Raw genomic sequence first — 11,769 nt, forward strand, 5'->3', positions numbered from 1 at the left:
CGCCGACGCGTATTCTCCGTGCCGCTTCTGGAGACTTCCATGACCCCCGCCGCCTTCGACAAAGCCGCCCGCGCACTGACCGGCGCCACCATGAACGTCCAGTGGGGCGAGGATCAGGTCTACAAGATCGGCGGCAAGATGTTCGCCGTGCTGGGGCCAAATGGCAGCGCCTCGTTCAAGGCCAGCGACATCGCCTTCGAGGCCCTGACCGAGACCGGCCCGGCCATCCCGGCGCCCTATCTGGCCCGGGCCAAGTGGGTCTATTTCGCCGACATCGCGCCGTTGGACGATGCCGAGGTCGAGGGCTGGCTGGCCAACGCCCATGCGCTGATCGCCGCCAAGCTGACGAAGAAGCTGCGGGCGGAACTGGGTCTCTAGGGCTTCTTCGTCCAGGGCATGCGGGGCGGCTTGAGCTTCACGCCGCGCCGACGGACCGGCTTGCTGACCGGCCCGACCTGGGCGTCCATCACCCGCCGCAGCCGGGCGATGGCCGCCGCCGAGGCCGATCTGCGCTGGCGCCAGACCAGCAGGCCCACCGCCCCGAGCGTCGCCGCCGCGAAGGCCGCCGGGCCGAAGATCCAGGCCGCCGCGGCCAGGGCGAAATAATAGCCGCGCACCCCGGCGTTGAAGGATGACAGGGCCGGGTTCAGCACCGCCGACGCCGCCTCGGCGAAGGCGTTCTTCAGGGTGGCGTCCTGCAGGTCCTCGCCCTCGGGCGCGGCGCCGATGATGGTCAGGCAGTAGTTCATCTGGCGGATCGACCAGATGAAATCCAGCAGGCCCCGGGCCAGGGTGATCACCACCAGGGCCAGCTGCACCTCGAACATCAGCCTGGACGAGGTCTGGACCAGGGCCAGGCTGGAGACGCTGGCGAAGGTCTTTTCGCCGCCGAACAGGGCGCCGGCCGAGGCGGCGATCAGCAGCAGGTTGGACGAGGCGAAGAAGCTGCCGGTGTTGAGCGCATGGCCCAGCAGCTGGCCGTCCATGAACTTGCTGTCCCGGCCCGCCATCCGCCGCATCCAGGCCACCCGGATCGCCGCCATGTCGGTGTTCAGGATCGAGCCGCCCGCCGTCGCCTTCAGCACCGGCTCATAGGCGATCCAGGCGACCAGGAAGAGCGCGAGGGCGGCCAGGTCGGCGAGGGGCATCAATCCTCCAGGATGGCGCTGTGCTTCTGGGTGTCGCGCATCATCAGCGAGACCGCCAGGCCCAGGATCATCACCACCGTGACATAGATGTAGAAGCCGCTCTCGTGATGGTTCTGCTTGAAGGCCAGGGCGACATATTCGGCGCTGCCGCCGAACACCGAGTTGGCCACCGCATAGGGCAGGGCGACGCCCAGGGCCCGGATGTGGGTGGGATAGAGCTCGGCCTTCACCACCGCCGAGATCGAACTGTAGCAGGACTGGAACAGCAGGGCGCCCAGCAGCAGCAGGAAGGCGGTCATCGGGTCATGGGTGACCGCCATGGTCGACAGGATCGGCCAGGTGACGATGGCCCCGCCCGCGAAGGCGATCAGCAGCATCGGCTTGCGGCCGATCCGGTCGGAGAGCCAGCCGAACAACGGCTGGGCCAGCATGAAGCAGAACAGCGCCGCGGCGCTGATCATCGTCGCCTGGTCCTTGGAAAAGCCCGAGGTGTTGACCAGGAACTTCTGCATGTAGCTGGTGTAGACATAGTAGCCGAGCGAGCCGGCGGCGGTCAGGCCCATGACCGCCAGGGTCGCCTTGGGGTGGGCCTTGAGGGTCGGGGCGATCAGCACCGCCAGCAGCGCGAAGAACAGCACGATGGCGCCGATCTGGGCCTCGTCGGCCAGCGCGCCCTTGGTCCCGAACCCGAAGCCGGCGCTGGCCAGCATGGCCACGACCAGCAGGCCCACGCTCCAGCCCTGCAGGGGCGAGACCTTCATCCGCGCCTCGGTCGAGATCTTGAACGAATGGCTTTCGTCCAGCCGGCGGCGGATCCAGAACACGATCACCGCCAGCAGGGCGCCGATCACGAAGGGGATGCGCCAGCCCCAGGCGTCCAGGTCCGGCTTGCTGAGCGTGGCCTGCAGGATGATGAGCACCAGCTGGGCGGTCAGGCTGCCGGCGATCAGGGTCACGTACTGGAAGCTGGACCAGAAGCCGCGGTGCTTCCGCCCGGCGACCTCGCTCATATAGGTGGCGCTGGCCCCGTACTCGCCGCCGACCGACAGGCCCTGCAGCAGCCGTGCGCCCAGCAGCACGATCGGGGCGATGCCGCCGACCATGGCGTAGGTCGGGGCGAAGGCGATGATCAGCGAACCCAGGCACATCAGCGAGATGGAAAGGGTCAGCGCCGCCCGCCGTCCGGCCCGATCGGCATAGAGGCCCATCAGCCAGGCCCCCAGCGGCCGGGCCAGGAAGCCGACCAGCGACACCGCCGCGGCCTTCAAGAGCTGGGCGGTCTGGTCGCCCTCGGGGAAGAACTGCTTGGCGAAATACAGGCTGAGGAAGAGGTAGGTCGACCAGTCGTACCACTCGACCAGATTGCCCGCCGAGCCGCCCAGTATGGCCCTCAGGCGCGCCAAGGGCGGGAGGCTCGGGGCCGTCCCGCCCGCCGTGGTGTCACTCTGACTCATGCCGCTCCCCACCCGATTTGGGCAGGGAGGTTAGGCGATTGAGCGCGGAAGGCTAGATGGATCGCTATATCCGGCCCATCAACACCAGCACGATGATGATCACCAGCACCAGGCCCAGTCCCCCGGAGGGATAGTAGCCCCAGCTGCGCGAGTGTCCCCACGTCGGCAACGACCCGAGCAGGGCCAGGATCAGAACGATGATCAGAATAGTACCCAGCATGTCCGGAGCTCCTTGAACGGCTTGTCTTGGGAATTCCCCAGGGCCGTCCCAGTTCCGGACTTCAAGCGGGCGCGCGTTTTCCCGAAAACCGCTTCACACTTTTCGGAACGCGCTTCAGTGCTGGTGATCTCCCGGTCTGATCGCCCACAGCAACCCTACAAACCCGCCCTTGATACGGGGCAGGGCGGTCAGGGTGATGACCGTGATGGCGCTGAGCGCGATGGGCATGACGACCAGGGGCGAGGTTTCCCAGACGATCGGGAAGAACAGCATCGGGGCGATGACCAGGTGGCCGACCAGCAGAATGGTCAGATAGGCCGGCCCGTCGTCGGCCCGGTATCTGGCCAGGTCCTCGCCGCAGTGTTCGCAGACAGGCGAGACCTTGAGATAGCGGGTGAAGAGGCGCCCTTCGCCGCAGTTGGGGCATTTGTGGGCCAGCCCCCGCTTGATGCTGCGCCAGACGGGGCGACGGACTTGCAGGGCTGTGTCGGTCATGGCGGCTATATGGGCTTTTCAGCGCGGCTTCGAAAGGCGCTCCGGGCTCACAAAGGGTTTCCGATATCCGGCCCTACCGGATGCTCTTCAGCGCCGCGCCCAGCTCGTCGACCATCTCGGCCGTGGTCGCCCAGGAGCACATGAACCGCACGCTGCCGTCCAGGAAGCGATAGACGAACCAGCCCGACTGCCGCAGCCGTTCCAGGGTCGGTTCGTCCATCTCGACGAACAGGCCGTTGGCCTCGACCGGGTGCAGGATGGGGAAGGGCATCAGGGCGGCCAAGCGCTGGGCCATGGCGTTGGCGTGGGCGGCGCGACCCGACCAGGCGCCGCTTTCCAGCATGCCGATCCAGGGCGCCGACAGGAACCGGCCCTTGGAGACCAGCTGTCCCGCATGCTTGAGCCGGGCGTCGAAGCGGCGGGCCAGGGTCCTGTCGAAGATCACCATGGCCTCGGTCGGGGTCGAGCCGGCCTTGGTGCCGCCCATGACCAGGATGTCGACACCCAGGGCCTTGATCCCCCTGAGCGAAAACCCGGCCGCCACGGCGTTGGCCAGGCGCGCGCCGTCGAGGTGGACGCCGTAGCCCCTGGCCTTGACCGGATCGATCAGGGCCTTGAGCGCCTCGCCTGAATAGACCGTGCCGTATTCGGTGGCGTTGGTCAGGGACAGGGCCGCCGCCGGCTGGCGGTAGGAAACGTCGGGCTGGGCCAGGGCTTCGGTGAGCGCCGTCCCGTCGATCCTGCCGCTCGGCCCCGGCAGGCCGATCAGGCCCACACCGGAGCCGAAGAAGCCGGGCGCGCCGGTCTCGTCGGTGCAGACATGGGCGTGCTCATGGGCCAGCACCGACTCGTGCGGCTGGGCCAGGCAGGCCAGGGCCACGGCGTTGGCCGCGGTGCCCGAGGCGGTGAACCGCACCTCGGCGTCGGCGTCCAGCGCCTCGCGGATCAGGTCGGCGGCCCGAGCCGTCACGTGATCGGTCCCATAGCCTGAGGCGGCGCCGTCGTTGGCCGCGTTCAGCGCGGCGAGGGCTTCGGGCATGGCTCCGGCGACGTTGTCGGAGGCGAAGTCGTAGCGGGCCATGGGGAATTCTCAGATCCTGTTGCGCGGCATTCCAACCGCGTCATCCTAGGCCTTGTGCCTAGGATCCCGCCGTCTGCCGCAGGGTGATAAGGCCGTTGAGCGGAGACGTCACGGGGTCACCTTCGGTTGGGCGGCAGGCTGAACGCGGGATTCCAGGCACAAGGCCTGGAATGACGTGGATGGTTTGGTTTCTACCCGGCCTCCCGCCCCCAAGCCCGCACGTCATCGACGAACAGGTCCGGCTCTTCCATGGCCCCGAAATGGCCCCCCGTCGGCATGTCGGTCCAGCGGGTGATGTTGTAGGCGCGGTCGCACCAGCTGCGGGGCGGAGCGGAGTAGAGGGCCTCGCCGGGGAAGTTGGCGAAGGCGGTGGGGGTTTCGCAGCGCTGGCCGGGTTGGAGGTTCACACCGCCCTCTTCCAGCAGGGCGCGGTAGTACCAGACCCCGGTCGTGAAGCTGTCGGTCATCACATAGATCATGATGTTGGTGAGCAGTTGGTCGGCGCTGTAGACGGCCTCGAACGGCTTGGCCCGCAGGTCGGACCAGTCGTGGAAGCGCTCCAGGATCCAGGCCGCCTGACCGACCGGATTGCCGGCCGCCATCCAGGCCAGGGATTGGGGCTTGGAGGCCTGCAGGCGGAAATAGCCGCCCAGCATGTCCATGGCTGCGCCTGTGCGGGTGATCCAGGCGATCTCCTCGGGGCTCTGCGGCGAGCCGGCGGGGCGCAGGCCGATCATGTTGAGGTGGATGGCCTTGGCGTGGGCGCCGTGGTCGAAGCCCAGCCAGCTGGTGACCAGGCCGCCCCAATCGCCGCCCTGGGCCAGGTAGGTGTCGTAACCCAGCACATCGACCATCAGGCTGTTGAAGAGCCGCGCCGTGGCCCGTTGGCCGAAGGGGCGGGCGGGCTTGGACGAAAAGCCGAAGCCGGGCAGGGAGGGGATGACCAGGTCGAAGGCGTCTTCGGCCTTGCCGCCGTGTTTGCTCGGGAAGGCCAGCTTGTCGATGACGTCCCAGAACTCGTAGTGGCTGCCCGGCCAGCCGTGGGTAAGGATCAGCGGGCGCCTGCCGCCAGCCTCGCCGACGACGTGCAGGAAGTGGACGTCGAAGTCCTCCACTTTGGCGGTGAACTGCGGATAGCGGTTGAGCTCGGCCACGGCGGCGCGCCAGTCGTAGCCACTGGCCCAGTGGGCGCAGACCGACTGCAGGTAGTCGGCGTCGCAGCCGTAGTTCCAACCGCCGCCGGGCGGGGCGGGCGGAAACTCATAGGCGCGGACCTTGGCGAGCACGGCCTCGACCGCCTGTTCGCTCCATTCGACTCTGAAGGGGGTCGGTCCGGCCATCTCGCGTCTCCTCGTTGAGGCGACTTGAGCGAGGTGACGCGGCGGCGGTCAAGCGGGACTGAGGCCCTTGACGATGGCGCGGAAGGTGTCGCCCCGCAGCCTGGCCGGATCGATGCCGGGGGAGAGCTTGCCGGCCATCTGCAGGACCACCGCGCCATGCAGCGCCGCCCACAGCATGTGGGCCACCATCACCGGCTCCCCCTCGATCTGGCCGCTGGCGATCATGCCCTCGGCCTGGCGGACCAGCATCTGGCGGGCGTTGGTCGCCGCCTCGACCAGTTCGGGATAGTCGGCCTCGTTGGGCTGGGCGAAGTCGAACATCAGGCGGTAGGCGTCGGGATTGCCGAGCGCGAAGTCCACGTAGGCGCGGCCCACTTCACGCGATTGCGCGACCGGTTCGGATTCCTTGCCGAAGGCCGCCTTCATCGACTCGGCGAAGCGGGCAAAGCCGCTGGCCCGGACGGCGGCCAGGATGGCGTCCTTGTCCTTGAAGTAGCGGTAGGGGGTCATGGGGCTGACCCCCAGTTCGGCGGCCAGCTGGCGCATGGTCACCCCGCCCGGGCCATGCTCGGCGAACAGGTGCTCGGCCGCCGCGCACAGCCGCTCGCGGAAATCTTCGACCTGGGCGGGGGAGAGGACGCGGGGCATGATGACCTGAACAATGACGCTTGCGCGCTGGTATAGCTTACCTTATAAATTTACGTCGTAAAAAGAAAGGGCGCCGATGACCGCCACCTGGGACTTCCTGATCGGCAAGGACGACCTGGCCCGCACCGAGCGGCGGGAGGGGCCGGCGCCTGACGCGGTTGCGCTGGAGGCCGGCGAGGCGCTGCTGGAGGTCGAGCGGTTCGCGCTGACCGCCAACAACATCACCTACGGCGCCATGGGCGAGGCCTTTGGCTACTGGCGGTTCTTCCCTGCTCCGGAAGGCTGGGGCCGTATCCCGGTCTGGGGCTTCGCCCGGGTGGTGCGCTCCAACGTCCCGGACGTGGCGGTCGGGACGCGGGTGTTCGGCTACCTGCCGATGTCCAGCCATTTCAAGGCCCAGCTGCGGCGCACCGGCCACGGCCTGGTCGACGCCGCCGCCCACCGCGCCGAGCTGCCGCCGACCTACAACCAGTACAGCGAGGTCCTGGCCGACGACGGGCTGGAGGACTACCGCGCGCTGCTGCGGCCGCTGTTCATGACCTCGTTCGTGATCGACGACTGGCTGGCCCGGCAGGACGACCTGGGCGCCGGCTCGGTGCTGATGTCGAGCGCCTCCAGCAAGACCGCGCTGGGCCTGGCCTGGCTGCTGGCCAGGCGCGGGGTCAAGGTCACGGGCCTGACCTCGGAAGGCAATCGGGCCTTCCTGGAAGGGCTGGGCTTCTTCGATCAGGTCGCGGTCTATGGCGACATTCCCACCCTCGAGACGCGGCGTCCGGTCGCCTATATCGACTTCGCCGGCAACCCGGCCGTGGTCCTGGCGGTTCACAGCCGCTTCGGCGACGACCTGGTCCACAGCGCCATTGTCGGCGTCACCCACTGGAAGGCCGGGTCGGGCGGCGGCGGGGGCGATCTGCCCGGGCCCAAGCCGGTCCTGTTCTTCGCCCCCGACCACATCCGCGCCCGCATCAAGGCCAGCGGTCAGGAAGGCCTCGACCGCGACTTCACCGCGGCCATGAGCGAATTCGTCAGGGCCAACCCCTGGCTGAAGCTGGAACATCACGCCGGACCGGACGCCCTGGCGGCGATCTACGCCCAGGTGCTCGAAGGCCGCGCCAGCCCCGACACCGGCCACATCATCACCCTCGCCTAGGAGACTCCCATGGACGGCGACGTTCGCATCAATCCCTACCTGACGGGCAACTTCGCCCCGGTCCGCAGCGAGGATGACTTCACCTTGCAAGTCACCGGCGAGCTGCCTCGCGAGCTGGCCGGCGCCCTCTATCGCAACGGCCCCAACCCCCAGTTCGAGCCGCGCGATCCCAACTACCACTGGTTCGGCGGCGACGGGATGATCCACGGCTTCTTCGTGGAGAACGGCGCCGTCCGCTACCGCAACCGTTGGGTCCGCACGCCCAAATGGGAGCTGGAGCACGCCGCCGGCAAGTCGCTCTACGGCACGTTCGGCAACCCGATGACCACCGACCCCGACGCCATGGGCAAGGACAGCGGCGTCGCCAACACCAACATCGTCTGGCACGCCGGCCGGTTGCTGGCCCTGGAAGAGGCTCATGCCCCCTTCGAGCTTGACCCCGTCACGCTGGGGTCCAAGGGCCACGCGGCCTTCGGCGGCAAGGTGACCGCCCATCCCAAGACCGACCCGGTCACCGGTGAGCTGGTGTTCTTCGGCTATGCCGACGCCGAAATGCCACTGTCGCCGACGGTCAGTTACGGCGTCACGGGCGCCGACGGGATCCTGAAACGTCGCGACAGGTTCGAGGCGCCCTACAGCAGCATGATTCACGACTTCATGGTCACCAGCGGCCATGTGCTGTTCCCGGTCCTGCCGCTGACCGGCAGCCTGCAGCGGGCGATGAGCGGCCTGCCGCCGTTCGCCTGGGAGCCCGACAAGGGCGCCTATGTCGGGGTGATGGCCCGGGACGCCAGCGTCGACACGATCCGCTGGTTCTCCACCGACGCCTGCTACGTCTTCCACGTCATGAACGCCTGGGAAGACGGTCAGAAGCTCATCGCCGACGTCATGCGCTACGACAGCGCCCCGCTGTTCCCCAATGCCGACGGCTCGCGAGGCCACAACGCCGCCGCCTATCTGGTCCGCTGGACCTTCGACCTGGCCGGCGACAGCGATACCATCAAGGAAGAGAAGCTCGACGACCTGGCCGGTGAGTTTCCCCGCTACGACGAGCGCTATACCTTCCGGGCCAACCGCCACGGCTGGTTCGCCGCCCAGTCGGTCAAGCCCGGCGACTTCCGCTCCAACGCCATCGCCCATATCGACCTGAAGACGGGCAGTCGCACCCAGTGGGAGGTCCCGATGGGCGATGCGGTGGGCGAGCCGGTCTTCGCCGAGCGCTCGGCCGACGCGCCGGAGGGCGACGGCTGGCTGCTCACCGTCGTCCATCGCGGCGCCGAGGATGTCAGCGAGTTGGTGGTGCTCAACGCCCTGGACGTCGCCGCCGGCCCGGTCGCCACGGCCCGCTTGCCGTGCCGGGTGCCGTTCGGCTTCCACGGCAACTGGGTCGCCGCCTAGACTCCGCCGGGGCCAGGAGGCCGGACTAGACCAGCGCCCCGTGGCAGTGCTTGAACTTGCGGCCCGAGCCGCAGGGGCAGGCGGCGTTGCGGCTGGTGCGCTCCCAGCCTTCCGGCAGAGCCGTCGGGGGCAGGGCGGCGCGTTGGTCGGGGCTGAGCGCGCTGCCGGCCGCGGCCAGCATCATGGCGCGGTCGTTCTGGCCGGTGCCCGGGTCCAGATGCACCTCGACCAAGCCTTCCATCGGGTCGGAAGGCTCGGGCTCCATGAACTGGAACTCGACGGTCAGCAGCCAGCGGGTGACGTTGGTCCTCAGGTTGGACAACAGCACCTCGAAGAGGGTGAAGGCCTCGGTCTTGTACTCGTTCAGCGGGTCGCGCTGACCATAGCCGCGCAGGCCGATGACGTTGCGCAGATGGTCCAGGTGCATCAGGTGCTCGCGCCACTGCATGTCGATGGTCTGCAGCAGGAACTGCTTTTCGATGCTGCGGGTCTGGTCGGCCGACAGGATGTTCTCGCGGTCGGTGGCCCTGGCGTCGGCGGCCTTGACGATCCGCTCTTCCATCTCCTCGTGGCCGATGCCTTCCTCGGCCGCCCATTCCTTGAGGGGCAGCTCCATGCCCAGATAGACCCGGACCCGCTCGTCCAGGCCCTCGATGTCCCACTGCTCGGCATAGGCCTTGGGCGGCAGGTGGCGATGGACCATGTCGCCGACCACGTCGTGGCGCATCTCGGTGATGATTTCCGAGAGGTCGCTGGCCTCCATGAATTCCTGGCGCTGCTCGAACACGGCCTTGCGCTGGTCGTTCACCACGTCGTCGTATTTCAGGAGGTTCTTGCGGATCTCGTAGTTGCGCTGCTCGACCCGCTTCTGGGCGGTGGCGATGGCGCCGTTCAGCCACTTGTGGGTGATGGCCTCGCCTTCCTGCACCCCGAACGAGCGCATGATGGCGTCCAGCCGCTCGCCGGCGAAGATGCGCAACAGGTCGTCTTCGCAGCACAGGAAGAACTTCGACCGGCCCGGGTCGCCCTGACGGCCCGTCCGGCCGCGCAGCTGGTTGTCGATGCGGCGGCTTTCATGCCGCTCGGTGCCCAGCACGAACAGGCCGCCCTCGCGCAGGGCGTGGGCGCGGGCCTCGGCGATCTCGGCCTCGAAGCGTTCCTTCTCCTCGGCCTCGGCCTCATGGCTGGGCTCGATGCCCAGGCCCAGCTGTTCCTGGCGCCACTGCATCATGTGCATGTCGATGTTGCCGCCCAGCTGGATGTCGGTGCCGCGGCCGGCCATGTTGGTGGCGATGGTCACCGCGCCCGGCACGCCGGCGTCGGCCACGATCAGGGCTTCCTGTTCGTGGAAACGGGCGTTCAGCACGTTGTGCGGGATGCCCGTGATGGTCTTGCCGTCCATCTCGAACTTATGGGCGTGCAGCAGCTCGGACAGCTGCTCGGACTTCTCGATGGTCACCGTGCCGACCAGGATCGGCTGGCCGCGGCGATAGCAGTCCTCGATCTGCTTGATGACCGCCGCGTGTTTCTCGGCGGCGGTGCGGTAGACCTCGTCGTCCTCGTCGATCCGCATGACGGGCCGGTTGGTCGGGATCTCGACCACGTCCATCTTGTAGATGTCGCCGAATTCCTGGGCCTCGGTGGCGGCCGTGCCGGTCATGCCGGACAGCTTTTCGTAGAGGCGGAAGTAGTTCTGGATGGTGACCGAGGCCAGGGTCTGGTTCTCGGGCTGGATCTCGGCGCCTTCCTTGGCCTCGATGGCCTGGTGCAGGCCTTCCGAAAGCCGGCGGCCGGTCATCATCCGGCCGGTGAACTCGTCGATCAGGATGATCTCGCCGGCCTTGACGATGTAGTCCTTGTCGCGCGTGTAGAGGATGTTGGCCCGCAGGGCCTGGTTGATGTGGTGGACCACCGAGATGTTGGCCGGGTCGTAGAGGCCGGCCGAGTCCGCGGCCAGGTGGCCCGAGGTCAGCAGGATCTCCTCGATCCGCTCCGAGCCTTCCTCGGTCAGCAGCACCTGGCGCTGCTTTTCGTCATGGTCGTAGTTGGTCTTGTCCTGGATCAGGTCCTTAACCAGCAGGTCCATGGTCCGGTAGAATTCGCTGCGGTCCTCGGTCGGGCCGGAAATGATCAGCGGGGTGCGGGCTTCGTCGATCAGGATGGAGTCGACCTCGTCGACGATGACGAAAGGGTGGCCGCGCTGGACCATCTCGCGCACGTCATAGACCAGGTTGTCGCGCAGATAGTCGAAGCCGAACTCGTTGTTGGTGCCGTAGGTGATGTCGCTGCCGTAGGCGGCCTGGCGCTCGCCCTGGGTGAGGCCATGGACGATGACCCCCACGGTCAGGCCCAGGAAGCGGTAGATGCGGCCCATCCAGTCGGCGTCGCGGCGGGCCAGATAGTCGTTGACGGTGATGACGTGCACGCCCTTGCCGGTCAGGGCGTTGAGATAGACGGCCAGGGTGGCGACCAGGGTCTTGCCTTCGCCGGTCCGCATCTCGGCGATGCCGCCGCGGTGCAGCACCATGCCGCCCACCATCTGGACGTCGTAATGGCGCTGGCCCAGCACCCGCTTGGAGGTCTCGCGCACCACCGCGAAGGCTTCCTCCAGCAGGTCGTCCAGCGTCTCGCCGGCCGCCAGCCGGGCCTTGAACTCGTCGGTCTTGGCCTGCAGGGCCTCGTCGCTCAGGGCGGCGAATTCCGGCTCCCGGGCGTTGATCTTGGCGACCCGGCCCATCATGGCCTTGACGCTGCGATCGTTTGAAGAGCCGAAGAACTTTTTGGCGAAGCCGAGCATGCGGGAGAGGTTCCGGTGAAGCGTTATTGCGCCTGGGT

At 67.8% G+C, this 11,769-nt stretch carries 11 protein-coding genes; 3 read left to right on the top strand and 8 right to left on the bottom strand.

Features of this window, described 5'->3' with window-relative positions:
- Positions 1-39 precede the first annotated feature (39 nt).
- Entirely contained in the window at positions 40-378 is a 339-nt protein-coding gene (locus QO010_RS11075; RefSeq protein WP_307349115.1) for an MmcQ/YjbR family DNA-binding protein, read from the top strand.
- Here QO010_RS11075 and QO010_RS11080 read toward each other — a convergent pair.
- The 7 genes from QO010_RS11080 to QO010_RS11110 all read right to left on the bottom strand — a co-directional run bounded on the left by QO010_RS11080 (position 375) and on the right by QO010_RS11110 (position 6,386).
- On the bottom strand, positions 375-1,148 hold the full coding sequence (locus QO010_RS11080) for a DUF599 domain-containing protein (RefSeq protein ID WP_307349118.1): 774 nt from the start codon (positions 1,146-1,148) through the stop codon (positions 375-377). The two genes, QO010_RS11075 and QO010_RS11080, sit on opposite strands and share 4 nt — an antisense overlap.
- On the bottom strand, positions 1,148-2,602 hold the full coding sequence (locus tag QO010_RS11085) for an MFS transporter (RefSeq protein ID WP_307349120.1): 1,455 nt from the start codon (positions 2,600-2,602) through the stop codon (positions 1,148-1,150). The genes QO010_RS11080 and QO010_RS11085 overlap by 1 nt, the downstream gene beginning before the upstream one ends.
- 64 nt (positions 2,603-2,666) lie before the next feature.
- Positions 2,667-2,822, bottom strand: a complete 156-nt coding sequence (locus QO010_RS11090) for a DUF3309 family protein (protein ID WP_307349121.1) — start codon at positions 2,820-2,822, stop codon at positions 2,667-2,669.
- A 114-nt stretch (positions 2,823-2,936) separates the two neighbouring features.
- On the bottom strand, positions 2,937-3,317 hold the full coding sequence (locus tag QO010_RS11095; RefSeq protein ID WP_307349123.1) for a DUF983 domain-containing protein: 381 nt from the start codon (positions 3,315-3,317) through the stop codon (positions 2,937-2,939).
- 73 nt (positions 3,318-3,390) lie between these two features.
- Complete coding sequence (locus QO010_RS11100) at positions 3,391-4,398, bottom strand: threonine aldolase family protein (protein WP_307349125.1); 1,008 nt, start codon at positions 4,396-4,398, stop codon at positions 3,391-3,393.
- 191 nt (positions 4,399-4,589) lie between these two features.
- The gene (locus tag QO010_RS11105; protein WP_307349126.1) at positions 4,590-5,738 is read right to left on the bottom strand and encodes an epoxide hydrolase family protein; all 1,149 of its coding nucleotides are present in this window, start codon (positions 5,736-5,738) and stop codon (positions 4,590-4,592) included.
- Between the two features lie 48 nt (positions 5,739-5,786).
- Complete coding sequence (locus QO010_RS11110; RefSeq protein ID WP_307349127.1) at positions 5,787-6,386, bottom strand: TetR/AcrR family transcriptional regulator; 600 nt, start codon at positions 6,384-6,386, stop codon at positions 5,787-5,789.
- A 76-nt stretch (positions 6,387-6,462) separates the two neighbouring features.
- Between QO010_RS11110 and QO010_RS11115 the strand changes: the two genes are divergently transcribed.
- Positions 6,463-7,536, top strand: a complete 1,074-nt coding sequence (locus tag QO010_RS11115) for a DUF2855 family protein (RefSeq protein ID WP_307349130.1) — start codon at positions 6,463-6,465, stop codon at positions 7,534-7,536.
- Positions 7,537-7,545: 9 nt separating this feature from the next.
- Positions 7,546-8,934, top strand: coding sequence for a carotenoid oxygenase family protein (locus tag QO010_RS11120; RefSeq protein ID WP_307349132.1), 1,389 nt, complete (start codon positions 7,546-7,548; stop codon positions 8,932-8,934).
- A gap of 25 nt (positions 8,935-8,959) precedes the next feature.
- Here the strand turns inward: QO010_RS11120 and secA are convergent, their stop codons facing one another.
- Positions 8,960-11,731, bottom strand: coding sequence for a preprotein translocase subunit SecA (gene secA, locus QO010_RS11125; RefSeq protein WP_307349133.1), 2,772 nt, complete (start codon positions 11,729-11,731; stop codon positions 8,960-8,962).
- Between the last annotated feature and the right edge of the window lie 38 nt (positions 11,732-11,769).

This window comes from Caulobacter ginsengisoli (assembly GCF_030814835.1).
Taxonomy (GTDB): Bacteria; Pseudomonadota; Alphaproteobacteria; order Caulobacterales; family Caulobacteraceae; genus Caulobacter; species Caulobacter ginsengisoli.

Coding starts and splice junctions, on each gene's coding strand:
- QO010_RS11075 (WP_307349115.1), top strand. CDS start 40: ATGACCCCCGCCGCCTTCGACAAAGCCGCCCGCGCACTGACCGGCGCC.
- QO010_RS11080 (WP_307349118.1), bottom strand. CDS start 1,148: ATGCCCCTCGCCGACCTGGCCGCCCTCGCGCTCTTCCTGGTCGCCTGG.
- QO010_RS11085 (WP_307349120.1), bottom strand. CDS start 2,602: ATGAGTCAGAGTGACACCACGGCGGGCGGGACGGCCCCGAGCCTCCCG.
- QO010_RS11090 (WP_307349121.1), bottom strand. CDS start 2,822: ATGCTGGGTACTATTCTGATCATCGTTCTGATCCTGGCCCTGCTCGGG.
- QO010_RS11095 (WP_307349123.1), bottom strand. CDS start 3,317: ATGACCGACACAGCCCTGCAAGTCCGTCGCCCCGTCTGGCGCAGCATC.
- QO010_RS11100 (WP_307349125.1), bottom strand. CDS start 4,398: ATGGCCCGCTACGACTTCGCCTCCGACAACGTCGCCGGAGCCATGCCC.
- QO010_RS11105 (WP_307349126.1), bottom strand. CDS start 5,738: ATGGCCGGACCGACCCCCTTCAGAGTCGAATGGAGCGAACAGGCGGTC.
- QO010_RS11110 (WP_307349127.1), bottom strand. CDS start 6,386: ATGCCCCGCGTCCTCTCCCCCGCCCAGGTCGAAGATTTCCGCGAGCGG.
- QO010_RS11115 (WP_307349130.1), top strand. CDS start 6,463: ATGACCGCCACCTGGGACTTCCTGATCGGCAAGGACGACCTGGCCCGC.
- QO010_RS11120 (WP_307349132.1), top strand. CDS start 7,546: ATGGACGGCGACGTTCGCATCAATCCCTACCTGACGGGCAACTTCGCC.
- secA (WP_307349133.1), bottom strand. CDS start 11,731: ATGCTCGGCTTCGCCAAAAAGTTCTTCGGCTCTTCAAACGATCGCAGC.